General features: G+C 31.9%; 25 protein-coding genes. 17 read left to right on the top strand and 8 right to left on the bottom strand.

From position 1 onward, the window contains the following. Positions 1-84 precede the first annotated feature (84 nt). Positions 85-1,620, bottom strand: coding sequence for a sodium/proline symporter PutP (gene putP, locus FYJ81_RS11835; RefSeq protein WP_064264250.1), 1,536 nt, complete (start codon positions 1,618-1,620; stop codon positions 85-87). A 382-nt stretch (positions 1,621-2,002) separates the two neighbouring features. On the opposite strand from putP, the gene gatC reads away from it, so the two are divergent. The 7 genes from gatC (at position 2,003) to dinB (ending at position 10,097) form a co-directional block, all read left to right on the top strand. Continuing rightward, positions 2,003-2,305 (top strand): Asp-tRNA(Asn)/Glu-tRNA(Gln) amidotransferase subunit GatC, encoded by a 303-nt coding sequence (gene gatC / locus FYJ81_RS11830; RefSeq protein WP_019469599.1) that lies wholly within the window; start codon positions 2,003-2,005, stop codon positions 2,303-2,305. Between the two features lies 1 nt (position 2,306). Continuing rightward, positions 2,307-3,764 carry an Asp-tRNA(Asn)/Glu-tRNA(Gln) amidotransferase subunit GatA gene (gene gatA / locus FYJ81_RS11825; protein WP_064264252.1) on the top strand — a complete coding sequence of 486 codons (1,458 nt, stop codon included), beginning with the start codon at positions 2,307-2,309 and terminating at the stop codon, positions 3,762-3,764. A gap of 12 nt (positions 3,765-3,776) precedes the next feature. Continuing rightward, positions 3,777-5,204 carry an Asp-tRNA(Asn)/Glu-tRNA(Gln) amidotransferase subunit GatB gene (gene gatB, locus FYJ81_RS11820; protein ID WP_064264255.1) on the top strand — a complete coding sequence of 476 codons (1,428 nt, stop codon included), beginning with the start codon at positions 3,777-3,779 and terminating at the stop codon, positions 5,202-5,204. Between the two features lie 446 nt (positions 5,205-5,650). Further along, positions 5,651-6,568 carry a diacylglycerol kinase gene (locus FYJ81_RS11815; protein WP_064264257.1) on the top strand — a complete coding sequence of 306 codons (918 nt, stop codon included), beginning with the start codon at positions 5,651-5,653 and terminating at the stop codon, positions 6,566-6,568. Positions 6,569-6,706: 138 nt separating this feature from the next. Next, positions 6,707-8,068 carry a 23S rRNA (uracil(1939)-C(5))-methyltransferase RlmD gene (rlmD, locus tag FYJ81_RS11810; RefSeq protein ID WP_107386605.1) on the top strand — a complete coding sequence of 454 codons (1,362 nt, stop codon included), beginning with the start codon at positions 6,707-6,709 and terminating at the stop codon, positions 8,066-8,068. Between the two features lie 205 nt (positions 8,069-8,273). Then, complete coding sequence (locus tag FYJ81_RS11805) at positions 8,274-8,828, top strand: DUF3267 domain-containing protein (RefSeq protein WP_064264261.1); 555 nt, start codon at positions 8,274-8,276, stop codon at positions 8,826-8,828. Positions 8,829-9,026: 198 nt separating this feature from the next. Continuing rightward, positions 9,027-10,097: a DNA polymerase IV gene (dinB, locus tag FYJ81_RS11800; protein WP_064264263.1), complete on the top strand. Its 1,071-nt coding sequence runs from the start codon at positions 9,027-9,029 to the stop codon at positions 10,095-10,097. Between the two features lie 38 nt (positions 10,098-10,135). On the opposite strand, the gene FYJ81_RS11795 is transcribed toward dinB, so the two are convergent. Both FYJ81_RS11795 and FYJ81_RS11790 read right to left on the bottom strand, forming a co-directional pair. Continuing rightward, positions 10,136-10,690 (bottom strand): 3'-5' exonuclease, encoded by a 555-nt coding sequence (locus tag FYJ81_RS11795; protein ID WP_107386600.1) that lies wholly within the window; start codon positions 10,688-10,690, stop codon positions 10,136-10,138. A 203-nt stretch (positions 10,691-10,893) separates the two neighbouring features. Continuing rightward, on the bottom strand, positions 10,894-11,400 hold the full coding sequence (locus FYJ81_RS11790) for a ferritin (protein ID WP_019469608.1): 507 nt from the start codon (positions 11,398-11,400) through the stop codon (positions 10,894-10,896). Positions 11,401-11,569: 169 nt separating this feature from the next. Between FYJ81_RS11790 and FYJ81_RS11785 the strand changes: the two genes are divergently transcribed. Continuing rightward, positions 11,570-12,889: a Mur ligase family protein gene (locus tag FYJ81_RS11785; protein WP_107505222.1), complete on the top strand. Its 1,320-nt coding sequence runs from the start codon at positions 11,570-11,572 to the stop codon at positions 12,887-12,889. Beyond that, a complete protein-coding gene (locus FYJ81_RS11780; RefSeq protein ID WP_107386598.1) occupies positions 12,886-13,608 on the top strand; it encodes a type 1 glutamine amidotransferase in 723 nt (240 codons plus the stop codon). The genes FYJ81_RS11785 and FYJ81_RS11780 overlap by 4 nt, the downstream gene beginning before the upstream one ends. Before the next feature lie 88 nt (positions 13,609-13,696). Here FYJ81_RS11780 and FYJ81_RS11775 read toward each other — a convergent pair whose 3' ends face one another. Next, positions 13,697-14,683 carry an FUSC family protein gene (locus tag FYJ81_RS11775; protein WP_064264273.1) on the bottom strand — a complete coding sequence of 329 codons (987 nt, stop codon included), beginning with the start codon at positions 14,681-14,683 and terminating at the stop codon, positions 13,697-13,699. 176 nt (positions 14,684-14,859) lie between these two features. Between FYJ81_RS11775 and map the strand changes: the two genes are divergently transcribed. From map to vraR, 5 genes are all read left to right on the top strand, one after another. Continuing rightward, complete coding sequence (map, locus tag FYJ81_RS11770) at positions 14,860-15,612, top strand: type I methionyl aminopeptidase (protein WP_064264275.1); 753 nt, start codon at positions 14,860-14,862, stop codon at positions 15,610-15,612. Between the two features lie 104 nt (positions 15,613-15,716). Further along, a complete protein-coding gene (locus FYJ81_RS11765) occupies positions 15,717-16,103 on the top strand; it encodes a hypothetical protein (protein ID WP_019469613.1) in 387 nt (128 codons plus the stop codon). Positions 16,104-16,119: 16 nt separating this feature from the next. Beyond that, positions 16,120-16,821 (top strand): cell wall-active antibiotics response protein VraT, encoded by a 702-nt coding sequence (vraT, locus tag FYJ81_RS11760; RefSeq protein WP_019469614.1) that lies wholly within the window; start codon positions 16,120-16,122, stop codon positions 16,819-16,821. Continuing rightward, positions 16,818-17,861 (top strand): sensor histidine kinase VraS, encoded by a 1,044-nt coding sequence (gene vraS / locus FYJ81_RS11755; RefSeq protein ID WP_019469615.1) that lies wholly within the window; start codon positions 16,818-16,820, stop codon positions 17,859-17,861. The genes vraT and vraS overlap by 4 nt, the downstream gene beginning before the upstream one ends. Beyond that, positions 17,851-18,480, top strand: coding sequence for a response regulator transcription factor VraR (gene vraR / locus FYJ81_RS11750; RefSeq protein WP_019469616.1), 630 nt, complete (start codon positions 17,851-17,853; stop codon positions 18,478-18,480). Before vraS ends, vraR begins: the two co-directional genes overlap by 11 nt. An 87-nt stretch (positions 18,481-18,567) precedes the next feature. On the opposite strand, the gene FYJ81_RS11745 is transcribed toward vraR, so the two are convergent. From FYJ81_RS11745 to FYJ81_RS11735, 3 genes are all read right to left on the bottom strand, one after another. Then, a complete protein-coding gene (locus FYJ81_RS11745; protein WP_064264279.1) occupies positions 18,568-19,647 on the bottom strand; it encodes a YihY/virulence factor BrkB family protein in 1,080 nt (359 codons plus the stop codon). Positions 19,648-19,957: 310 nt separating this feature from the next. After that, complete coding sequence (locus FYJ81_RS11740) at positions 19,958-20,242, bottom strand: YtxH domain-containing protein (RefSeq protein WP_019469618.1); 285 nt, start codon at positions 20,240-20,242, stop codon at positions 19,958-19,960. 7 nt (positions 20,243-20,249) lie between these two features. After that, positions 20,250-20,714 (bottom strand): low molecular weight protein-tyrosine-phosphatase, encoded by a 465-nt coding sequence (locus FYJ81_RS11735; RefSeq protein ID WP_064264281.1) that lies wholly within the window; start codon positions 20,712-20,714, stop codon positions 20,250-20,252. Positions 20,715-20,846: 132 nt separating this feature from the next. On the opposite strand from FYJ81_RS11735, the gene FYJ81_RS11730 reads away from it, so the two are divergent. From FYJ81_RS11730 to FYJ81_RS11720, 3 genes are all read left to right on the top strand, one after another. After that, a complete protein-coding gene (locus FYJ81_RS11730; RefSeq protein ID WP_064264282.1) occupies positions 20,847-21,050 on the top strand; it encodes a DUF1128 family protein in 204 nt (67 codons plus the stop codon). 14 nt (positions 21,051-21,064) lie between these two features. Beyond that, on the top strand, positions 21,065-22,303 hold the full coding sequence (locus FYJ81_RS11725; RefSeq protein WP_107386307.1) for an aminopeptidase: 1,239 nt from the start codon (positions 21,065-21,067) through the stop codon (positions 22,301-22,303). A gap of 157 nt (positions 22,304-22,460) precedes the next feature. Further along, on the top strand, positions 22,461-22,982 hold the full coding sequence (locus FYJ81_RS11720) for an acyl-CoA thioesterase (RefSeq protein ID WP_064264286.1): 522 nt from the start codon (positions 22,461-22,463) through the stop codon (positions 22,980-22,982). Between the two features lie 121 nt (positions 22,983-23,103). Here FYJ81_RS11720 and yfkAB read toward each other — a convergent pair whose 3' ends face one another. Beyond that, complete coding sequence (yfkAB, locus tag FYJ81_RS11715; RefSeq protein ID WP_154409676.1) at positions 23,104-24,264, bottom strand: radical SAM/CxCxxxxC motif protein YfkAB; 1,161 nt, start codon at positions 24,262-24,264, stop codon at positions 23,104-23,106. Positions 24,265-24,389: the final 125 nt, after the last annotated feature.

Raw genomic sequence — 24,389 nt, 5'->3', positions numbered from 1 at the left:
ATAAAAGCCACTCTATGTAATCACGTTATGTGTTACAAGAGTGGCTTTTTAGTATCAATTTATAGTGAGAGCGTTGCGATTCGATTATTCTTTAACCATTTCTTTAACTTTATTTAAATCGTGCTCTACAAATTCACCAGGTTTTTTAGTAATTTTACTTACTAGATAAGTAACTATCACACTTGCTAGAAAACCAGGTATTATTTCATACATACCAAATATTTCATTTACTGATGCTAGCGGTTTAACCCAAGCAATCCACACAATAACGACTAAAGCTCCTGTAATCATACCACTCAGCGCGCCAGCGTGAGACAACCCTTTCCAGTATAGTGAGAAAATCACTAACGGGCTGAACGCTGCGCCAAATCCTGCCCAAGCATTACCGACAAGGTTTAAAATTGTATCATTTGGTGACCATGCAATCCAAATTGCAATAATTGCAACTAGTAAAACAGATAGTCGTCCAATCATTACAAACTCTTTTTCGTGAGTTTTTGCTTTCGCTTCACCACGAATAAGTTTATAAAAATCTTCAGTTAATGAACTAGAAGTCACTAATAACTGAGATGAAATTGTGCTCATAATAGCTGCCAAGATAGCTGCCAACAAGAAACCGCCTACAAGAGGGTGGAATAAAATTTGGCTCATAATGATAAAGAGTGTCTCTGGATCTTCCATTTTAATGTGGTATTGAGGTATAAATGCGATACCTGTTAGGCCTACAGCAACTGCGCCTAAGAGACCAATAACCATCCAGCTAATACCTAAACGTCTTGCTTTTGGTAAAAGTTTATGTGTTTTAATGGACATAAACCGAACAATAATATGTGGTTGACCAAAATACCCCAATCCCCAGGCAAATAATGAAATAATACCTAAAAACGTTGTCCCTTTAAACAAATCCATATTGGTAGGTTTCATAGCTGCTACTTCGCTAAAAGTATCCAAACCGTTGAGTTTTATAAGTGCTACAATAGGAACCATTACCATTGCGATTAACATAATTACACCTTGGAAGAAATCCGTAATGGATACAGCTAAATACCCACCAAAGAACGTATAAAAAATTACTATTGCTGCAACTATGATAAGTCCCCAATGATAGTTTAAACCAAAAGCACTTTCAAATAATTTTCCACCAGATACAAACCCAGAATGTGTATATAAAGTGAAAAACACAACAATAATTAGACCTGAAATTATTTTTATGTAATTTTTACGGTCATTGAGTCGATTTTTAAAAAAGTCTGGCAGGGTGATAGCGTCTCCTGCAATTTCAGTATAAATGCGGAGTCGAGGTGCAACTACAAAATAGTTAATATAAGCGCCGAGTGATAAACCGATTGTAATCCACATTGCTGATAAACCAGTGCTATACACAGATCCAGGGAGACCCATAATCATCCATCCACTCATATCGGATGCACCTGCTGATAAGGCAGTTACGTAAGGGCCAATACTTCTACCTCCCAGCATAAATTCACTTAAATTACCTGTTGATTGTTTGTAACCATAATAGCCAATAACTAATAAAATGATAAAATAAATGATAATCATAATATACGTTTGCCAAGTAACGTGAACTTGATTAGCTAAAGATGTACCTAGAATAAACATAATACTTCAATTCCCTTATCCCCAGAATATTAAATTGTGTTACATGAATTATTATACAATGTAATTTATAAATAGAGTAGATTTATTTTTATTTTTTTGAAATATTTAGCTCAATGACAAAAATGAAAGTGCTTACAAAACATAGAATGATATTACGCACTTTATAAAATTTATGATTTATTATGCAATAATTGTTATTAATACTATGAAAAGTGTATATATTGTTTTTGAAACATATTTAAGTTACATAATTACAAATGTTTTACCAAACGGAACTTAATTAAAATATGGTTATTTATTGTTATTGTTGAAAAGTTTAGATTTTTGTTTGAAATTTTGATACAATTTTATAATGAATGAGTAAAAAGGAGGCTTTTATTTAATGGCTAAAGTTACACGTGAAGAGGTAGAGCATATTGCTAATTTAGCTAGACTTCAAATATCTGAAGAAGAAACAATTGAAATGCAAGATACATTAGAAAGTATTTTAAATTTTGCTAATCATATAGATACAGCAGACACTAGCTCAATTGAGCCAACTTATCACGTATTAGATTTACAAAACGTGTTAAGAGAAGATAAAGCAATCGAGGGCATTCCTCAAGAGCTTGCATTAAAAAATGCTAAAGAGACGGAAGATGGACAGTTCAAGGTACCATCTATCATGAATGAGGAGGACGCTTAAGATGACCATCCGTTATGAATCTGTGGAAAATTTAATTACATTAATAAAAAATAAAGAAATTAAACCTTCACAAATAGTGAACGATATCTATGATGCAATTGAAGAAACTGATCCAACAATTAATTCATTTCTTGCATTAGATAAAGACAATGCTATTAAAAAAGCACAAGAATTAGATGAGTTACAAGCCAAAGACCAAATGGAAGGCAAACTATTTGGTATTCCAATGGGAATTAAAGACAATATTATTACTGAAGGTGTAGAAACAACTTGCGCTAGTAAAATGCTAGAAGGATTTGTACCTATTTATGAATCTACAGTAATGAATAAATTACGCAATGAACAAGCTATTTTAATTGGAAAACTAAACATGGATGAATTTGCAATGGGAGGTTCTACAGAAACTTCTTATTTCAAGAAAACGTTAAATCCATTTGATCACACGGCTGTTCCTGGTGGTTCATCTGGTGGTTCAGCAGCAGCTGTTGCAGCGGGATTAGTACCTTTTAGTTTAGGTTCAGATACTGGTGGCTCAATTCGTCAACCTGCAGCTTATTGCGGTATTGTAGGTTTAAAACCAACTTATGGTCGTGTATCACGTTTTGGTTTAGTAGCATTTGCGTCTTCATTAGACCAAATTGGGCCGCTAACGCGCAATGTTAAGGACAATGCTTTAGTATTAGAAGCAATTACTGGTTTAGATGAAAATGACAGTACGAGTGCACCTGTAGAAGATGCAGATTTTACATCTGATATTGGTAAAGATATTCAAGGCCTTAAAGTGGCATTACCAAAAGAATATCTCGGTGAAGGTATATCTGATGAAGTGAAAGCATCTGTAAAAAAAGCTGTTGAAACATTGAAAGAACTAGGTGCTACAGTAGAAGAAGTTTCATTACCGAATACGAAATATGGCATTCCTTCTTATTATGTAATCGCATCATCTGAAGCATCCTCAAACTTATCACGTTTTGATGGTATCAGATACGGTTATCATTCTCCAGAAGCAAATTCACTAGAAGAATTATATAAAATGTCAAGAAGTGAAGGATTTGGTGAAGAGGTTAAGCGTCGTATTTTCCTTGGCACATTTGCACTAAGTTCAGGATACTATGATGCGTTCTATAAGAAATCACAAAAAGTTAGAACATTAATAAAAAACGATTTTGATCGTATTTTTGATAACTATGATGTTGTAGTTGGGCCAACAACACCAACAACTGCATTTAATATAGGTGAAGAAATCGATGATCCACTTACAATGTATGCGAATGACTTACTAACAACACCAGTTAACTTAGCTGGCTTGCCAGGTATATCTATTCCTTGTGGTAAAGCGAATGGACGTCCAATTGGTTTGCAATTTATTGGTAAACCTTTTGATGAGAAAACATTATATCGTGTCGCTTTCCAATATGAATCAAAATTTAATTTGCATAATGAATACGAAAATTTATAAGGAGTGGAAATCATGCATTTTGAAACAGTTATTGGACTAGAGGTCCATGTTGAGTTAAAAACAGAATCTAAAATGTTTTCTCCATCGCCAGCACATTTTGGAGCGAAACCTAACTCAAACACAAACGTAATTGATTTGGCTTACCCTGGAGTACTACCAGTTGTCAACAGACGTGCCGTTGATTGGGCGATGAGAGCGTCAATGGCATTAAATATGGATATTGCAACAGAATCAAAATTTGATCGAAAAAACTATTTCTATCCAGATAATCCTAAAGCATATCAAATTTCACAATTTGATCAGCCAATAGGTGAAAATGGTTATATTGATATTGAAGTAGATGGTGAAACAAAACGCATAGGTATCACACGCTTACACATGGAAGAAGATGCTGGTAAATCAACACATAAAGATGGTTATTCATTAGTTGACTTAAATAGACAAGGTACACCATTGATTGAAATTGTGTCTGAGCCAGATATTCGTTCACCACAAGAAGCATATGCATACTTAGAAAAATTACGTTCAATTATTCAATATACTGGTGTTTCAGATTGTAAAATGGAAGAAGGTTCACTGCGTTGTGATGCCAATATTTCATTACGTCCATATGGTCAAGCAGAGTTCGGAACAAAAGCAGAACTGAAAAATCTAAACTCATTTACTTATGTACGTAAAGGGTTAGAATATGAAGAAAAACGTCAAGAAGAAGAATTGTTGAATGGTGGAGAAATCTTACAAGAAACAAGACGATTTGATGAATCTACGGGTAAAACAATTCTTATGCGTGTGAAAGAAGGATCAGACGATTACCGTTACTTCCCAGAACCAGATATCGTACCTTTATATGTTGACGATGAATGGAAAGAACGCGTACGTCAAACAATTCCTGAATTACCAGATGAAAGAAAAGAAAAATACGTGAATCAATTTGGTTTACCAGCATATGATGCACACGTGATTACATTAACAAAAGAAATGTCTGATTTCTTTGAAGGTGCCGTAGCAGAAGGTGCTGATGTAAAATTAACTTCCAACTGGTTAATGGGTGGCGTTAACGAGTACTTGAATAAACATCAAATAGAATTATTAGATACAAAACTCACACCACAAAATCTTGCTGGTATGATTAAATTAATTGAAGATGGCACAATGAGCAGTAAAATCGCTAAAAAAGTTTTCCCAGAACTAGCTGAAAATGGTGGAGATGCAAAACAAATTATGGAAGATAAAGGTTTAGTTCAAATCTCTGACGAAGCGACACTTCTTAAATTTGTAAATGAAGCATTAGACAATAATCCACAATCAGTTGAAGACTATCAAAATGGTAAGGGTAAAGCAATGGGCTTCTTAGTTGGTCAAATTATGAAAGCTTCAAAAGGTCAAGCTAACCCACAATTAGTGAATCAACTATTAAAACAAGAATTAGATAAAAGATAACAAAATCATTTGCATTTTGAACAGTTATAATCTAATTAATGAGTAACCGAGAAATAAACAGCTTGGATAAAGTATTAAACGTCAATTTCTATAACAAAATAGGAATTGACGTTTTTTTATAAAACTTTAAGCGCACATTGAACTACTACTTTTTAATGTAATTTTATAAATTGCTGAATTCAATGAAATAATATGTGTGAAATATTATAAGAACGAACGATATATCAGGCAAGCATTATTCACAGTCAAAATCTTAAATTTAAAATATAAGAGCGCTAATTTAAATTATGGATAGTGCCATGTTTTGATAATAGGAATGGAAGTTTCAATTTCTTTAATATTAAGTAGTATATTATATTTTCTTTTTGAAAATAGCCTAAATGCTTTTATCATTTAACTAAATCATTTAATATATATACTGAGTATAAAAAGTTGAGGGATAAAATATGAGAAAACGAGCTAGAATCATTTATAACCCAACATCTGGTAAAGAATTGTTTAAACGAACATTGCCAGATGTGTTAATAAAATTAGAAAAGGCCGGTTTTGAAACGAGTGCCTATGCAACTGAAAAAATTGGTGATGCAACAACTGAAGCTAAACGTTGTTTAACTCAAGACTATGATGTTTTAATAGCTGCAGGGGGCGATGGGACGCTCAATGAAGTCATCAATGGTATAGCAGAACATCCAAATAGACCTAAAATTGGAATCATCCCAATGGGAACTGTAAATGATTTTGGGCGTGCATTGCATTTACCCAATGATATTATGAGTGCGATTGATGTGATTATAGAAGGCCATTCAACGCGCGTTGATATTGGAAAAATGAATAGTAGATATTTTATTAATTTAGCTGCAGGGGGACAATTAACACAGGTATCTTATGAAACACCAAGTAGATTGAAATCAATTGTTGGTCCTTTTGCATATTATATTAAAGGATTTGAAATGTTACCTCAGATGAAAGCTGTTGACATACGTATCGAATATGATGATGAGGTTTTTCAGGGAGAGGCGCTCTTGTTTTTATTAGGTTTGACCAACTCTATGGCAGGATTTGAAAAATTAGTGCCTGATGCCAAATTAGATGATGGTTATTTCACCTTGATTATAGTGGAAAAAGCGAATTTAGCAGAGTTAGGGCATATTATGACCCTTGCTTCAAGAGGTGAGCATATTAAACATCCTAAAGTGCATTATAAAAAAGCAAAATCAATCAATATCTCTTCATTTATAGATATGCAATTAAATGTGGACGGTGAATATGGTGGTAAATTGCCCGGAAATTTCTTGAATTTAAAACAGCATATTGAAGTTTATACACCAAGTGACATTAAAAATGAGGAACTAGTTGAGCAATAACAAATATAATATTAAAATAAATCGTAATCGTGAACTAGTTTAAATAAATGAGTTAAAATGAATCTTCAAAAACGTTAATAGACAACGAGGTTAGGTAAAGATACAAATAGCCTAACCTCTTTTATATGGGGTGATAATATGAGCATATTACAAAAAAATGAAATCTTAGAAGGACACGTAATTGATTTAACACATGAAGGACACGGCGTTGTAAAGTTAGATCGGTATCCTGTGTTTATTCCTAATACTTTAATAGATGAAACGATTAAATTTAAAGTGATTAAAGTAAAAAAGAATTTTGCAATAGGTAAATTAATAGAAATTAAAGAACAAAGTAAAGAACGTGTTGAGCCACCATGTGTATATTATTACAAATGCGGAGGCTGTCAATTACAACATATGACATACCAAGCTCAATTGAATATGAAAAAAGAACAAGTAATTAATTTGTTTCATCGAAAAGCAGATTTTAAAGATACGATTATTAATGACACAGTTGGTATGGAAAATCCTTGGTATTATCGAAATAAATCACAAATACCTGTTGGAAAGAATAAAGACGAAGAGATTATCTCAGGTTTTTATAGACAAAGAAGTCACGATATTATAGATATGGAAAGTTGTTTAATTCAAGACCAATTGCATCAAGAAGTTATGAATCAACTTAAAGTTTGGTTTAACGAATTGAATATTAGCGTTTATAATGAACATAAAAAACAAGGGCTTATGAGGCACGTTGTCATTCGTACTGGACACCATACAAGAGAGTTAATGGTGATATTTGTGACCAATGGCAAGAAATTTAAACAGAGTGATTTACTTGTGCAAAAATTAGTTAAAGCATTTCCTGAAATTACAAGTATAAAGCATAATGTCAATAATACACATTCAAATGTAATATTAGGAGCGGAATCTAATACTTTATATGGTAAGACAACAATCAATGATAAATTATCAGACGTTACCTTCAAAATAAGTGATCAATCTTTTTATCAAATTAATTCGATACAAACTGAAAAATTGTATCAACTTGCGATTGAATACGCAAACTTAAAGCAGGATGATGTTGTCTTGGATACTTACTGTGGTATCGGAACGATAGGTTTATATATGGCACCAAAAGCGAAACATGTTTATGGCGTAGAAGTTGTGTCAGAAGCCATTGAAGATGCTAAACAAAATGCGACTATAAACCAATTTGAAAATACTACTTTTGTCTGTGGTAAGGCAGAAGAGGTTATATTAAAATGGAAATCACAAGGAATTAAACCAGATGTAGTGATGGTTGATCCGCCTAGAAAAGGCTGTGACGAAACATTTTTAAAAACATTATTAGAATTAAACCCAAGAAAAATTGTCTATATTTCATGTAATCCTTCAACACAACAACGTGATGCGCAATATTTAGCACAACATTACAAACTAACGAAGATTACACCAGTAGATATGTTTCCTCATACAACACATGTTGAAGCGGTTGCTCAATTTAATCGTATATAAAACGTAGGTTAATAGATAAGCATGATTTAATAAACATTGTGTAAAGTTAATTAACTTATTGTTTGCTCAGTGTTGCAGTTTATTTCAATGTAAGAAGATTTGTTAAAATTCAATTACAAGTCATTAACTTTGTTCAATAGCTCTTTCTAAGTGATTAAAATCATTGTATACTCTAGGTAATAACAAAGCATTTGGAGGGTTGCTAATGTTTAAAATTGAGTTGTTTTCTAATAAAAAGTTATTAGAAGGATTCTTACTATTCCAATTAACAATAGTAATGATCAGTATATTGTTATCATATAAATTTGCTTATTTATTTGCTTCGGTTATAGAGCAAAATATCTTATTTAATTTATTGTATGGTATTTTAGGTTTTACTATTGTTTATTTCTTACATGAATTGATTCATAACTTAATGTTTCGCATCTTATCAAAAGGTCGAAAACCTATTTATAGAGTTAAATATGGTTTGATAAAGTCACATATGCCGCAAGTTTATTTCAAAAAATGGCAATATAGCTTAATTATGTTAGCCCCTTTAATTATTATATCACCCATTTTATTTATCATATTTTTTATTACGCCTTACTCATCTATCATATTTATTACAAGTTTTCATATTGGATATTGTGTTGTGGATTTGTATTTACTTTCAGGTGTGTTAAATGAGAAAGTGGAAGTCATAGAAGATACTGAGGATGGTATTAAATATTATACAAAAAACCCTTCAATTGAATTGCAAACTGAACCAAAATCATAAGAATTAATTAATCTGAGTTAGTAATACTGCTAAATACATAATTATCATTATAGATGATATCGTATTTAAGAAGCGGATAGCTAACTCTTTTTTGTTTGTTTTACTATCATGAGCATATATTATGTAACAAAACCATTTAGATTGTAAGATAAATATCAATAATATAATTATATAAGTTTAAAAAGGGAGGTGTGTGCATTGACAGAAAGAAGAATCATTCATATAGATATGGATTATTTCTTTGCTCAAGTAGAAATAAGGGATAATCCAAGTTTAAAAGGGAAACCAGTTATCGTCGGTGGAAAAGCGAGTGGTAGAGGCGTGGTGTCAACAGCTTCTTATGAAGCAAGAAAATATGGTGTTCATTCTGCAATGCCCACCGCACAAGCACATAAATTATGTCCGAATGGTTTTTATGTATCTCCTAGATTTGAAGCTTATAAGGAAGCCTCAAACACAATTATGAATATTTTTAAAAGTTACACTGAAATCGTTGAACCATTGTCATTGGATGAAGCATATTTAGACATTACGCATTTAGTCCGTCCTGATTTACCAGCGTCTATGATTGCGCAATATATTCGTAGAGATATTTACGAAGCTACCCAATTAACGTCCTCTGCAGGTGTCTCTTATAATAAATTTTTAGCAAAATTAGCGAGCGGTATGAATAAGCCTAACGGTCTAACTATTATTGATTATAAAAATGTACATGAAATATTAATGGGCTTAGATATTGGTGATTTTCCAGGAGTAGGTAAAGCTTCTAAAGAAAAAATGCATGAGCATAAAATTTATAATGGCCAAGATTTATATAACCAAAGTGAGCGTGAATTAATTCGTCTTTTTGGAAAACGCGGTTATGGATTGTACAATAAGGCGAGAGGTATAGATAATAATGAAGTAAAAGCCACAAGAATTAGAAAGTCAGTTGGCACAGAACGCACCTTTGCAACAGATGTTAATGATGATGATCAAATTCTTCAAAAAATTTGGGAGTTAAGTCATAAAACAGCTGAACGCTTAGCCAGAATTCAAAAATCTGGCAAAACTGTCACTGTTAAAATTAAAACTTTTAAATTTGAAACTTTGTCAAAACAAAGAAGTTTGAGAGATCCGATTAGAAATGAGACGGATATTTATAACATTGCTTATAGTTTATATACTGAACTAAAAGATTCAGAAACACCAATTAGATTGGTGGGCGTTACAGTAGGTAACTTAGAAAAAGCGACATATGAAAACATGACAATTTATGATTATATATAAACGAAATATCATGGAAATAATTACTGATTTTGAATAAATTAATCTTTATCTTTTAACTGCTTACCAAATATTGTTAATATACTATTCAAATCATCATAGTGTTTTAATAATCGAAATGTAATCATTGCACATGCTTTAGCATCATTTAAAGCATCGTGATGACCGTGAAAATCTAGATTGTAATAATGCATCATATGATTCAACCCATAACGATGATTATTTATTGTCTTTCTTGATAGTTGTAGTGAACAAAAATAAGTGATTGTTGGTGTGTCTTGACCAATTTGCTTAATGCTGTCATACAAAACATTCATATCAAATGCAGCATTATGAGCAACTACTGGTAATCCATCAATGAATTGCATCATATATGGATATACTGATTCAAATGTCGGCGCATCTTTTACATCATTTGGATTAATACCATGTACGGCAATGTTTTGTTTTGAAAAATAGTCATTTGGATTAACCAGTGTATAAAAAGATTCTGTAATTTGATGATTGATAACTTTGACCATTCCCACTGAACATATACTCGTTCTTTTTCCGTTTGCAGTTTCAAAATCTAAAGCAATATAAGCATTAGCTGTCATCAAGCAAGAACCCTTTCTCTTATAGAATATGTTATGACTTTATATAATTCTCTTATCGAAGTCAAGCGAGTAAAACTCAATTAAGCATAATAGATGATCAACAGTCCTTTCCTACTAGCAAAATACTTAAAAAGCATGCCAATCATGTTGGCATGCTTCTGTATATTCATCATTAATTTTAAAAATTTGTTAGCGTATTAACGCTATGCTTCATCTTCATTAAATGAACGTGCAGCTAATTCTTTCTCATATAAATATAAAGTGTTACTGTCGTCACCGATACGGTTTAAATAATCAATATGTGTATCAAACATTGATTCTTCTTCGACTTGTTCATCTAGGAACCAATTTAAAAATGAAATTGTGGCATAATCTTTATCTTTATTAGCTAGGTCAGATAAATTGTAAAATCTGCGTGTTACATCTTGTTCTTGGGCTAAGCCATCTTCAAATGTTTCTAAGATACTTGTGAATTCAGATTTAGGTGCTGGTATTGAATTAAATATTGCTTGTTCACCACGATCATTGATATAATCATAAATTTTCTTACCATGAAATCTTTCTTCTTTTGCCTGCTGGATATAGAAATTAGCAAAGCCTTCGTAGGACTTACTATCACAATACGCAGCCATTGCCATATAAGCATGTGCAGCAAAATACTCGTGGTTCATTTGTTCATTTAATGCATCTAATAATTCTTTATTCAACATAAGTAATAGCCTCCATGTATCATTTTTCATTAGTATAGCAAACTTATTCTCATTCGTAAATAATAATTATTCTAATCTAAAGAATGTGAAAGATATTTGCATTGAGAATTGTTTGGAATACAACTTAATCGTGTTATAATATTTGAGTGAATAGTAGAGGAGGAAGTAGATGAGACAATGGACTGCAACACGTCTAGCGAGACTGGCAAGACAAGTAAGTCGTACTGTTGGGAAAAAGGGAACAGACTTACCAGGTCAAGTCGCTAGAAAAGTGGATAAAAATATTTTAAGAGAATTAGCATCTCATGTAGATGAGATTGTATTTATAAGTGGTACAAATGGGAAGACGACTACATCAAATTTAATAGGTCATACTTTGAAAGAGAATCAAATAGAAATCATACATAATAATGAAGGTGCCAATATGGCTGCTGGTATTACATCAGCCTTTATTTTGCAAATTAAAAAAAACACTAAAATCGCAGTTATTGAAATTGATGAAGGTTCAATACCAAGAGTACTTAATGAAGTTACGCCTACGATGATGGTGGTTACTAATTTCTTCCGTGATCAAATGGATCGATTTGGGGAAATCGATATTATGGTAAATAATATTGCAAAAGCAATTGATAATAAAGGGATAAAATTATTGTTAAATGCTGATGATCCATTTGTCAGTAGATTAAAGATAGCGAGTGACACTGTTAATTATTATGGAATGAAAAAGCACGCGCATGATTTTGAACAAAGTTCTATGAATGAAAGTAGATATTGTCCTAATTGTGGTCGCTTATTACATTATGATTATATTCATTATAATCAATTAGGCCATTATTATTGTGAATGTGGCTTTAAACGAGAAAATACAAAATATGAAGTAGCTCAATTTGATTTAACACCTTTTATAAATTTAAATGTTGGTACTACAACATTTAATATGAAAATTGCAGGCGATTTTAATGCATATAATGCAATTGCTGCTTATACCGTGCTTAGAGAACTTGGATTAAATGATGCGTCAATTCGAAAAGGGTTTGAAACTTATACTTCTGATAATGGCAGAATGCAGTATTTTAAAAAGGGTACGAAAGAAGCAATGATCAATCTAGCTAAGAACCCTGCAGGTATGAATGCAAGTCTCTCAGTTGGTGATCGGATAGAGGGGAACAAAGTTTACGTCATCAGTTTAAATGATCATGCTGCAGATGGACGTGATACATCCTGGATTTATGATGCTGACTTTGAAAAATTAGCGAATCAACAGATAGAAGCCATAATAGTTACAGGTACACGAGCAGAAGAGCTACAATTGAGATTAAAGCTCGCAGAGATAAATGTACCAGTTATTTTAGAAAATGATATCTATAAAGCTACTGCGAAAACAATGGAATATACTAATAGTTTTACTGTAGCAATACCTAACTATACTTCACTTGCCCCTATGTTAAAACAATTGAATCACTCTTTTGAGGAGGATAACGTAAAATGAATGAGTTAACGGTCTATCACTTTATGCCTGATAAATTAAATTTGTACAGTGATATAGGTAATATCATTGCACTTAAACAACGTGCAAAACGCCGTAATATCACTTTAAAAGTTGTAGATATTAATCAGACGGAAAATGTTACTTTTGATGAATGTGATATCTTCTTTATTGGTGGGGGTAGTGACAGAGAACAAGCATTAGCAACATTAGAATTGAGTAAAATAAAAAGTAAGTTAAAAGCTGCTATTGAAGATGGTTTGCCTGGTCTAACTGTATGTGGTGGTTACCAGTTTTTAGGACGTAAATACATTACACCAGATGGCACAGAACTAGAAGGTTTAAATATTTTAGATTTTTATACAGAATCTAAAAAAAATCGTTTAACAGGAGATATTGTTATTGAAAGTAATACTTTTGGTACAATTGTAGGATTTGAAAACCATGGGGGCCGTACTTATCATAATTACGGTACTTTAGGTGAAGTTACTCATGGATTTGGTAATAATGATGACGATGCTAAAGAAGGCATTCATTACAAGAATCTACTAGGTACTTATTTACACGGACCGATACTACCTAAAAATCATGAAATTACAGATTATCTATTAGAAAAAGCATGCGAACGTAAAGGCCTTGTATTTGAACCGAAAGAATTAGACAATTCAGAGGAAGAAGCAGCTAAGAAAGTAATTGTTGAGCGCGTTGCTCAACAAAAATAGTAAAGATTTAACTAGTATGAATAAATCACAGCCTAGGACATTTTGTCCTAGGCTGTTTTGTTGATGTAACAATAGTTAATAGATCAATTTAAGCAAACCGATTATTTAAAATTCTATAAATTAATAGTATTTCATAGACAATATGACTTTTTAATTGATTTTTATCAAACTCATCTAAACCTTTGACGGTGGATTTAAGTAACGACGCTGATTTTGGATGACGCTCAAAATGTCCAGTTCTATGTATGTTATTTATACTCTCAGCAATATTTAGGATGGCAAGTTGCTCATCTTTAGTAAAAGTAACTTGTGTGTCTTTTGGTAAAAAAACTAAGTTAGATAAGTGAGTTATAAATAAGCGATTTGTATGTGTACGCGTAGTTAAAGACTTTAAACGAATCCATTCTGAATTGTGGTGTTTGTGATAACTGAGCTCATCTTTTTGATAAGAAAGTAACGTCTCGACTTTTTGGTTTAAATTTAATAATGTGGTTAATTGTTGATTGGTCGTTCCATTATAAAATTTACCAATAACCAGTTGACGCATACGCTTATGAAATAATGCGTACATTTTTGCTTCAGTTTGATTAATAGCATCATCCAATTGATCATAATATTTGGGAGGTAAGACAATAAAGTTTACTAATCCCGCTGTAACTAATCCAATGATAGCCGTTAATAATCTGGAGAAGAAATTAAAGTAATAAGCATCATGTATGCCAGGAATCATAGCCATTGCAGTTAAAGTTGCTACAGTTGTACCTACTTGTAAATTTAATTTTGTACAAAGAATAATGGTGAATGTTGCACTAAATGCGTAGGCAAAAGCAGATTGATCGCCGAAAATAAAAGTAAATATAACGGCAAATAACGCACCAATAATTGTTGCAGGAAGTCTTCTATAACCTTTTATTAACGATGCCTTAGCGGTTGGTTCAATTGTGACAATAGCTGTTAATATAGCAAAAATTGGATTTAAGTTTAAGGCTAAACAAAAAAGAGCAGTTAAAAAGGTAGCTAAACCTGTTTTCAGAGTTCGTGCACCAACAATATTTTTATACCAAGAATCATTCATATTAAAACTCCTATAAAAATAAACGTTTAATGATTTAACCAGAATTGTAAAAGTGGTTATGTCATTATTTGGTTAAAATGTTAAACTATATATGATAAAAATTTTCTAATTTATTATATCAAAAAAAGTCTGCTATAATAAGAAAGAATATAATTTACAAAAAGGAACGGGATAAAATGATTGTAAAAACAGAAGAAGAATTAACAGCACTAAAAGATATTGGATATATCTGCGCACTAGTTAGAGACAAAATGCAAGAAGCTACTACACCTGGCATCACTACTAAAGAACTTGATGATATCGCAAAAGATTTATTTGAAGAACACGGTGCTATCTCAGCACCAATTCATGATGAAAACTTTCCAGGTCAAACTTGTATCAGCGTTAACGAAGAAGTGGCACATGGTATTCCTGGAAAACGAAAAATTCGTGAAGGTGACTTAGTAAATATTGATGTTTCTGCATTGAAAAATGGGTATTATGCTGACACTGGCATTTCATTTGTAGTTGGTGAAGCGGATAATCCATTGAAACAAAAAGTTTGTGATGTTGCTTTAGAAGCATTTGAAGCAGCTATGACAAAAATCAAACCTGGTGCAAAGCTGAGCCAAATTGGTAAAGCAGTTCACGCAACTGCACGTAAAAATGATTTGACAGTAATTAAAAATTTAACAGGTCATGGTGTTGGTCAGTCATTACATGAATCTCCAAGCCATGTGATGAATTATTATGATCCAAAAGATAAAACTTTGCTTAAAGAAGGTACTGTAATTGCTGTTGAGCCATTTATTTCTTCAAAAGCTACATTTGTCACAGAAGGTAAGAATGAATGGGCATTTGAAACTCAAGATAAAAGCTTTGTTGCACAAATTGAACATACGGTTATAGTAACAAAAGAAGGACCAGTTTTAACTACTAAAATAGATTAGAATAAGTTTCGGTCTAAAGTCCTAATATAAGATGGTTCCGGAGCCTATACTAATGGTTCCGGAAATTTTTTATAATAGAATCTAATCAATCATGAGGTGATTCTATGAATTATATTACGACTTATCTAGAAAAAATGACTAAACAAACTTTTTATTCAAGTTTAATTGAATATAGACAATATCTTGATAAAAAATTAAGAAGCATAGAAATGTACATAAATTATCTATTTGAAAGAAAAACTTATGTAGCTAGATTAATAGATCATTTAACATTATCTTTAGAAAATAAATATATCGACATTTTAGATGAATCTGATATTGAATGTGCACAAGAGATTGAGCACTATGATATAGAAAAAATTAAAAATGATTTGAATGAAATGGAAGCAGACTACGCACGTATTGTAGCCGATTTATCACAACAGGCAAAGGAAAAAGTGAATGTTGAAACAGAATGTGATTTAATCGAACAAATTAGTTTAGTCGCTTGAAGAAAGGTGGCGAAACATGACTCATAAATATATATCAACTGAAATGTTGATTGTGTTTACAGCATTAATGATAATAGCTAATTTCTACTATATTTTCTTTGAAAAAATAGGTTTTATTTTTGTATTATTATTAGGCTGCATATTGGTTTATGTAGGATATTTATATTTTCATAAAATACGAGGGTTATTAGCGTTTTGGATAGGGGTATTACTTATAGCTTTTACTTTACTATCCAATAAATACACAATTATCATATTATTTATATTTTTAATTGTGTTAATTGTGAGATATATATTTTATAGGTTCAAACCTTTGAAAATTATTGCGACAGAAGAGGCAGTAGAATCTCCAGAATTTATTAAGCAAAAGTGGTTTGGTGAACAACGTACACCTATTTATGTTTATAAATGGGAAGATTTACAAATACAGCATGGTATTGGTGATATTCATATAGATATGTCTAAAGCTGCTAATATTAGAGAACATAATACTGTAGTGATAAGACATTTTTTAGGTAAAGTGCAAATTATTGTGCCTTTAAACTACAATATAAAATTACATTTTTCAGCACTTTATGGTAATGCATATGTTAATGAAACATCATATAAAGTTGAAAACAATAATATTAAAGTTGTTGAAGAAACAAAAGAAGATAATTATGCTGTTAATGTCTACTTGTCAACATTTATAGGAGATGTTGAGGTGATTTATAAATGAATCACTACATAAGAGCAATAGGGTCAATGTTGATATTAGTTTATAGTACATTTTTCGCTATGTTTTTTATAGATAAAGTTTTTGTGAATATTATATATTTTCAAGGCATGATTTATACGCAAATCTTTGGAATACCAGTTTTACTATTTATTAACTTATTAGTTATATTACTTTGCATCATTGTTGGCTCAGTATTAGCTTATAAAATCAATCAACAAAATCATTGGTTACAAGACCAAATTGAGCGTTCTATAGAAGGGCAGACAGTAGGTATCAATGACCAAAATATAGAATTATATAATGAAACAATTGAATTATATCAAACGCTTGTACCGCTCAATCAAGAAGTTCATAGATTGCGTTTAAAAACACAAAATTTAACGAATGAATCATATAATATGAACGATGTGAAAGTTAAAAAAATAATTGAAGATGAAAGACAAAGACTGGCTCGAGAGTTACATGATTCCGTAAGCCAGCAATTGTTTGCAGCAAGCATGATGCTCTCTGCCATTAAAGAAACTGATTTGAAAGCGCCTTTAGATCAACAAATTCCAGTATTGGAAAAAATGATTCAAGATTCACAGCTAGAAATGCGTGCCTTGCTATTACATTTAAGACCAATTGGCTTGAAAGATAAATCACTTGGCCAAGGTATCAAAGATTTAGTGGTTGATTTGCAGAAAAAAGTGCCTATGAAAGTTGTACATGATATTGAAGAATTCGACGTACCTAAAGGTATAGAAGATCATTTATTTAGAATTACACAAGAAGCAATTTCAAATACATTAAGACATTCAAAAGGGACAAAAGTTACAATTGAATTGTTTAATAGAGAAGAATATTTATTATTACGTATACAAGATGATGGTAAAGGCTTTAACGTAGATGATAAGGTAGAACAAAGCTATGGGTTAAAAAATATGCGCGAACGAGCACTTGAAATTGGCGCAACGTTTCATATAGTATCACTGCCAGATTCAGGAACACGAATTGAAGTCAAAGCCCCATTAAATAAGGAGGATTCATATGCCGATTAAAGTATTATTTGTTGATGATCATGAAATGGTCAGAATTGGTATTTCTAGTTATTTATCTACTCAACCAGATATAGAAGTAGTCGGAGAAGGGCAATCAGGGAAAGATGCAATTGAAAAAGCACATGAACTAAAACCTGATTTAATTTTAATGGACTTACTGATGGATGATATGGATGGTGTAGAAGCTACAGAACAAATTAAGAAAGATTTGCCACACATTAAAGTCGTTATGCTAACTAGTTATATTGAAGATAATGAGGTGTACCGTGCACTAGATTCTGGTGTAGATAGCTATATTTTAAAAACAACAAGTGCCAGTGATATCGCTGAAGCGATACGCAAAACATATCGTGATGAATCTGTATTTGAAGCAGAAGTGTTGGTTAAGATGAGAAATCGTATGAAACAACGCGCTGAATTATATGAGATGTTAACTGAGCGTGAAATGGAAATATTATTATTGATTGCAAAAGGGTACTCAAACCAAGAAATTGCCAGTGCTTCACATATTACAATCAAAACAGTTAAAACACATGTGAGTAACGTATTGAGCAAATTAGAAGTACAAGATAGAACTCAAGCTGTAATCTATGCATTTCAACATAATTTAATACAATAATAAAAGCTAAAACCTAAGCAGAGATACAATAATGTGTGCCTAGGTTTTAGCTTTTTTAAATTTATATTCGAAGAAAGATTCTGTCGCTTAATCTACTCCGTTATTTTTTTCTTCTTCAATTTGATCAATTGTAATTTCTTCTGGTGTTTTACCTGCAACTACTTTTCTTTGATGCATAATTGCATTGATTTCAGCACCAATAATGATGATAAAACCAGTGATATAAAGCCATAACATTAATATAATAATACCGGCAATACTACCATATGTTTTAGAATAATTAGCAAAGTTTGAAATATAAATACCAAATAAATAAGAGCCGCCTAAAAATACGATAGTTGCAAAAATAGCTCCGGGTATAACCGAAAGCATTTTAATTTTAACATTTGGTGCTAACGTATAAAGTACTATAAATGCTATAAGTACTACAATAACAGGTAGTGCAAATCTAACTAAATTGAAAATCCATTTAACTTGATCACCTAAGCCTAAAGGTCCAAATAGCAATGACCCGATTTGTTCACCAAATGTAGGCAGTACAATTGCTAGTGGTAAGACAATAATTAATGCCAGTGTAAACACTACACTTAATAATTTAGAAACAATAAAATTTCTGCTATCTTCTACGTCATAAGCCACATTAAAAGAATTCATCAAGGCGGTCATACCATTAGAAGCAGACCATAACGCTAAGATTAACCCTACAGATAAAATACCGCCACTTGCATTGCTCATAATATCGCCGATAATAGATGATACTTGTGGTGCGTAATCTGGTGGCACATGTTCCTTAATCATGCTTCTAATCGAACTTTGTTTAATACCGAGGTACGGCACAATAGATAACAAGAAAAGTAACATAGGAAATAGTGATAACATAAAATAATAGGATAGTTGTGCTGATAATCCTGATGCATCGTCTTTTCCTATTCTATATACTAAATAAGAGAAAAAATTTGAATCTTTAGTATATTTTGCAGGCTTATTGATACGTGATACAAAAAATTCTTGATTGTCTTTTTTTGGCGATTTCGATTTAAATTCATTTGGTGTTATGTATATACGATCACGTTCAATTTGTTCGTTCTTATCTTTTTTGTTCTTTTGATCTTCCATTTCTTTAGTTTCATTCAGAAAATTAGAAGATGTTTTTTCATTTTTAGACATATCAAATCTCCTTATGTATTGATATTTTACGTATACAGTTTAATATACTGTAAAATGCATTAAAGGTAAATATGTGTTGCCATATTCTTTTGAAATAAAGTAACTTTTGAAAAATAAAATATCTTATAACAAATCAAAAATAAAGGAGGGTAGGAAAGAAATCAAAACTTATAAAGTAGATTTCCAATTCCCACCCCCGCTTGGATGACTAAGTTATATTATGCGCAAGTCATCTATGACGCTACACTTCAAACTATCATTATGAAGTGACTAAACGTTTTTTATATTCATTAGTCACGATATTATTTATTTAATTTTTCAAGCGATTATTTTTACGTTCAACAAATGTGTCTTTTGCATCTTTTAAGGAACGCTCTAACTCTGGATTATTGCGTCTAATTTCTTCTATTGCATCTTTCCAATATGAGACTTCATCTTTTATATTAGAAATTGCTGAAGGTTTTTGTGAACGATTACCTTCTTTAATATCTTTAATTGATTGTTTTAATGATTGGCGTGTAGATTTGTCAGCAAGTGTTGCTGCGCCTCCTATTACAGCACCTAATAATATACCTGGAATTAATTTGTTTTGCATGATGTTGTTACCCCTCTCTTAAATTAGCATCTTTAATAATAAAATCAATTAAATTATCACAAGATGATTGTACCATTTTATACACGCCTTCGAAATTATTTGTGTAATAAGGATCTGGTACATCAGTTTCTGTCATATCACTGAATTCTAACAATTTAAATAATTTTCCTTTAATATTTGGATTAATATTTTGAATATCATCAACGTTGCTTTGATCCATAGCAATAATATAATCAAAGTCGTCGTTAGATTCAAATAGTTCACTAATCATACCATTAAATGGAATATTGTGTTCAGATAATATTTTTTGTGTCCCTTCATGAGGTGATTGTCCAAGATTCCATTTACCTGTACCTCTTGAAGTGACTTCTATACCATCGATACTTCTATCTTTTAACCTTTGTCGCATTATAGCTTCTGCCATAGGTGAGCGACAAATATTTCCAAGACAAACAAAAGCAACTGTAATCATATATTGACCTCCAAATTATATAATCCTATTTCCCATTTTAATGGTTTATTAATCATTTCTAAAGAGGAATTGTGATAAAAGTTTTACAAGGTTAGCAAATTTGATAAAATAAAGTAAAAAGAGGTGAGAGTAGTGACTAAAAATAACGAAGAAATGATTGAAGAAATTCGTGATCGTTTAAATCTAGTAAATCAAAGTTTAATCGATCCCGAAAAATATAAATCTGCTGATGAACAAGAAGTAAAAGAGGTATATGATTATGTAACGTCCAAAGCCTCATTTACGCCAAGTGAAGCTTCGGCAATTGCAGATGCACTTGGACAAATTCGTAAATAAGGGAGAGTTTAATTATGGGGCAATTACAACATAAATTGAAACAGTACGCTGAATTATTAGCTGGCATTGGCATGAACGTACAAGAAGGTCAACCAGTATTTATCCGTTCAAGCGTAGATGCTTTAGAATTAACGCATTACATAGTTGAAGCAGCATATAAAAGAGGTGCTTCAGATGTGAAAGTAGAGTATAGTGATGATCGCTTAGCACGACTTAAATTTGAAAATGAAACAGTTGATCATTTTGAAAATAATGAAGTTAAAGCTTACGAAGTTGCTAAACGTATGGATTATGTTAACCGTGGTGCAGCTAATCTCGCACTAATTACTCAGGATCCAGACCTATTAAATGGTATAGAAAGTGATAAATTAGCCACTTTCCAAAGACAATACGCTACAGCATATAAAGGTTATATGGAAGCAAGTCAGAAAAATCAATTTCCTTGGTGTGTAGCTGCCTTTCCGTCTAAAGCTTGGGCAGCACGTGTATATCCAGAATTAACTGTAGAAGAAGCATATGAAAAATTTATTGATGAAGTGCTAGATATTGTACGTGTAGACGGAAACGATCCAGTGGCAAATTGGGAAAAGCATATTGCTAATTTAAGTAAGCATGCAGATAAACTGCAACGTAAAAACTATAAGTCATTACATTATATTTCTGAAGGAACTGATTTGGAAATTGGTCTTCCAGAAGGTCATATTTGGGAAGATGCAACAAGTTATACAGAGGAAGGTCAAGCATTTGTTGCTAATATCCCAACAGAAGAAGTATTCACAGCACCGCATCGTTTGGAAGTGAATGGATATGTGACCAATAAATTGCCATTAAGCCATAACGGTAATATTATTGATGGTTTTACACTTACGTTTAAAGATGGTGAGGTAGTAGATTTTAAAGCTGAACAAGGTGAAGAAGTGCTACGTGATTTATTAAATACAGACGAAGGTGCCAAACATTTAGGTGAGGTTGCTTTAGTACCAGATGATTCACCAATTTCAAATCGTAACACAATTTTTTACAACACTTTATTTGATGAAAATGCCTCATGTCATATTGCATTAGGTTCAGCTTATGGATTTAATATTGAGGGTGGCACAACAATGACCACTGAAGAAAAATTAGCACATGGATTAAATGATTCACTGATTCATGTCGATTTTATGATTGGTAGTTCTGATTTAACGATTTATGGTATCACTACAAGTGGTGAGCAAGAACTGATTTTTGAAAATGGTAATTGGGCTAACTAATCATTTGAAAATGTAGAAAAATTTGATCATGATATACTTATTTCAACTATAGTCATCATTATCGGGGTGGGACGTCGAAATCTTTTTAATAAAATTAGATTTCTGTCCCACTCCTAATTTATATTTGTTTAAGTTTAAAAAAGGGAAGGAATATATTATGGGAACTACAAAAATGAAATCGATGTCTGAATCTAGAAGTGTTAAAGCAAGACAAGTATTTCCACAAGATACTAATCATCATCATACGATGTTCGGCGGAATGTTGATGGCTAACATTGATGAAATAGCAGCTATTACAGCAATGAAGCATAGTAACACACAAGTTGTTACAGCATCTACAGATTCTGTTGATTTTTTAAAGCCAATCAAAACCGGGGATATAGTGTCATATGAAGCAATGGTGTCATATGCAGGTACATCATCAATGGAAGTATGCGTACAAATTACAATTGAGGATGTTTTGAAAGATGAAAGGCACCTAGCAGCACTAAGTTTTTTGACATTTGTTGCCCTGGATAATGATGGCAAGCCAACACATGTGCCACAAGTGTATCCAGAAACAAAAACTGAAAACTGGTTTCACGAAACAGCATTAGCGAGGGTTAAACGCCGTAAAGAAAGAAGACAAGAAAGTAAAGAAACAATTGAGTTTTTAGCCAGTGTGCAACATATAGAATAAAGTTAGGGAATGTCTATTCCGAATATGGTGATTGAAATCCTGGTTTTGATTATGGATATTCATCATATTCGAAAAATAGACATTCCCTTGTTAATTGAAACTTTAAGCTCAGTAGATACGATTAATGCATAGGATACAAGCGATGCATATCTATTTCATTTTGTTTGAAATTTGTATCAGGGTAATACATATTTTTTACTAGAACATTTGGTCCTAAGCAATTAAATTTAGGACAATGGCAGTTAAGTGATTGTGCTAAAGGTGTCTTTAACCATGCATTAAAAACATCCGTGAGTTTATCATTTTTAATATTTGATAAAGCGCCATTTTCATCACCAAAATCAGTCACTATAATGTTTCCAGAAAACACATTCACGTTTAACCTATTTCTACCATCTGGGTCATTTCGCATCGTAATATTTTTGGAATTTCTTAATCTATGTAACAATGCTTGATCATCTTCATTGGTTATACATGGGTAAATAGGCAATGTTCCAAAAAGCATCCATATATCTGGGTGTCGAATATCTAATAAATGATGAATTGCTTCTTTTATTTCAGTTAATGATAGCACTTCTAATTGACTAGCAAAGTCAGAAGGATACATCGGATGAATTTCATGTCTTTGACATTTCATATCATTAACAATTTCATTATGTATTTTATTCAAATAGGGCCTTGTACTTTTGTTTAACATTGTTTCAGCAGAAATGAACATACCTTGTTCAGAAAGTGTTCGAGCGTTTGATAACATTTGATCATAAAGTCGTAATTTCGCTTTCAGTGGTGGTTGTTTTTCCATTGCTCCAAATCCAACTTCTGTAAATTCATCAATTGTTCCCCAATTATGTGAAATATGCATTACATCAATATATTCAGCTATATCTAAATATCTGTCGATAGGTAACGTTAAGTTTGAATTCATTTGAACATAAATTCCGCGATCATATGCGTATTTCAATAGTGGTTTCACAACATTTTTAATGGATTTCTTTGAAAACATAGGTTCACCACCAGTGATTGACATCGTTTTTAAATTTGGGATTTCATCCAAACGGCGATAAATTAAGTCCATTGGCAAAGGGGAAGGGTCTGCAGTTTGAAGAGTGTATCCTACCGTGCAATGACTACAGCGCATATTGCATAGATTTGTCGTGGTGAATTCAATGTTACTCAAAGTTAATGCATTATGTTCTTGAATATCATTATAGGTTTCCCATGGATCATTAAATATAGAAATAGGTTTTTTAATACTAGACAATAAAGATTTTTGATATGTCATTTTAAACATCCTTTTATTAAAGCTTGGTTTAGGTTTAAATATATGAAATGGTTAAACATATAGAAATTATTCTAATTTAGTTAAATTATTTCAGTTTATAATTATTAAGACTTTGGCAAAATTTG

The sequence above is a fragment of the Staphylococcus sp. McC-251-APC-3A2 genome (genome assembly GCF_009695665.1).
GTDB lineage: Bacteria > Bacillota > Bacilli > Staphylococcales > Staphylococcaceae > Staphylococcus > Staphylococcus cohnii.
Note: the sequence above shows the minus strand (reverse complement) of the source record. Positions and strands in the feature narration are given on the sequence as shown.

Excerpts from the sequence above, each read along its gene's own strand:
- putP (WP_064264250.1), bottom strand. The coding sequence starts at position 1,620 with ATGTTTATTCTAGGTACATCTTTAGCTAATCAAGTTCACGTTACTTGG.
- gatC (WP_019469599.1), top strand. The coding sequence starts at position 2,003 with ATGGCTAAAGTTACACGTGAAGAGGTAGAGCATATTGCTAATTTAGCT.
- gatA (WP_064264252.1), top strand. The coding sequence starts at position 2,307 with ATGACCATCCGTTATGAATCTGTGGAAAATTTAATTACATTAATAAAA.
- gatB (WP_064264255.1), top strand. The coding sequence starts at position 3,777 with ATGCATTTTGAAACAGTTATTGGACTAGAGGTCCATGTTGAGTTAAAA.
- FYJ81_RS11815 (WP_064264257.1), top strand. The coding sequence starts at position 5,651 with ATGAGAAAACGAGCTAGAATCATTTATAACCCAACATCTGGTAAAGAA.
- rlmD (WP_107386605.1), top strand. The coding sequence starts at position 6,707 with ATGAGCATATTACAAAAAAATGAAATCTTAGAAGGACACGTAATTGAT.
- FYJ81_RS11805 (WP_064264261.1), top strand. The coding sequence starts at position 8,274 with ATGTTTAAAATTGAGTTGTTTTCTAATAAAAAGTTATTAGAAGGATTC.
- FYJ81_RS11795 (WP_107386600.1), bottom strand. The coding sequence starts at position 10,690 with ATGACAGCTAATGCTTATATTGCTTTAGATTTTGAAACTGCAAACGGA.
- FYJ81_RS11790 (WP_019469608.1), bottom strand. The coding sequence starts at position 11,400 with ATGTTGAATAAAGAATTATTAGATGCATTAAATGAACAAATGAACCAC.
- FYJ81_RS11785 (WP_107505222.1), top strand. The coding sequence starts at position 11,570 with ATGAGACAATGGACTGCAACACGTCTAGCGAGACTGGCAAGACAAGTA.
- FYJ81_RS11780 (WP_107386598.1), top strand. The coding sequence starts at position 12,886 with ATGAATGAGTTAACGGTCTATCACTTTATGCCTGATAAATTAAATTTG.
- FYJ81_RS11775 (WP_064264273.1), bottom strand. The coding sequence starts at position 14,683 with ATGAATGATTCTTGGTATAAAAATATTGTTGGTGCACGAACTCTGAAA.
- map (WP_064264275.1), top strand. The coding sequence starts at position 14,860 with ATGATTGTAAAAACAGAAGAAGAATTAACAGCACTAAAAGATATTGGA.
- FYJ81_RS11765 (WP_019469613.1), top strand. The coding sequence starts at position 15,717 with ATGAATTATATTACGACTTATCTAGAAAAAATGACTAAACAAACTTTT.
- vraT (WP_019469614.1), top strand. The coding sequence starts at position 16,120 with ATGACTCATAAATATATATCAACTGAAATGTTGATTGTGTTTACAGCA.
- vraS (WP_019469615.1), top strand. The coding sequence starts at position 16,818 with ATGAATCACTACATAAGAGCAATAGGGTCAATGTTGATATTAGTTTAT.
- vraR (WP_019469616.1), top strand. The coding sequence starts at position 17,851 with ATGCCGATTAAAGTATTATTTGTTGATGATCATGAAATGGTCAGAATT.
- FYJ81_RS11745 (WP_064264279.1), bottom strand. The coding sequence starts at position 19,647 with ATGTCTAAAAATGAAAAAACATCTTCTAATTTTCTGAATGAAACTAAA.
- FYJ81_RS11740 (WP_019469618.1), bottom strand. The coding sequence starts at position 20,242 with ATGCAAAACAAATTAATTCCAGGTATATTATTAGGTGCTGTAATAGGA.
- FYJ81_RS11735 (WP_064264281.1), bottom strand. The coding sequence starts at position 20,714 with ATGATTACAGTTGCTTTTGTTTGTCTTGGAAATATTTGTCGCTCACCT.
- FYJ81_RS11725 (WP_107386307.1), top strand. The coding sequence starts at position 21,065 with ATGGGGCAATTACAACATAAATTGAAACAGTACGCTGAATTATTAGCT.
- FYJ81_RS11720 (WP_064264286.1), top strand. The coding sequence starts at position 22,461 with ATGGGAACTACAAAAATGAAATCGATGTCTGAATCTAGAAGTGTTAAA.
- yfkAB (WP_154409676.1), bottom strand. The coding sequence starts at position 24,264 with ATGACATATCAAAAATCTTTATTGTCTAGTATTAAAAAACCTATTTCT.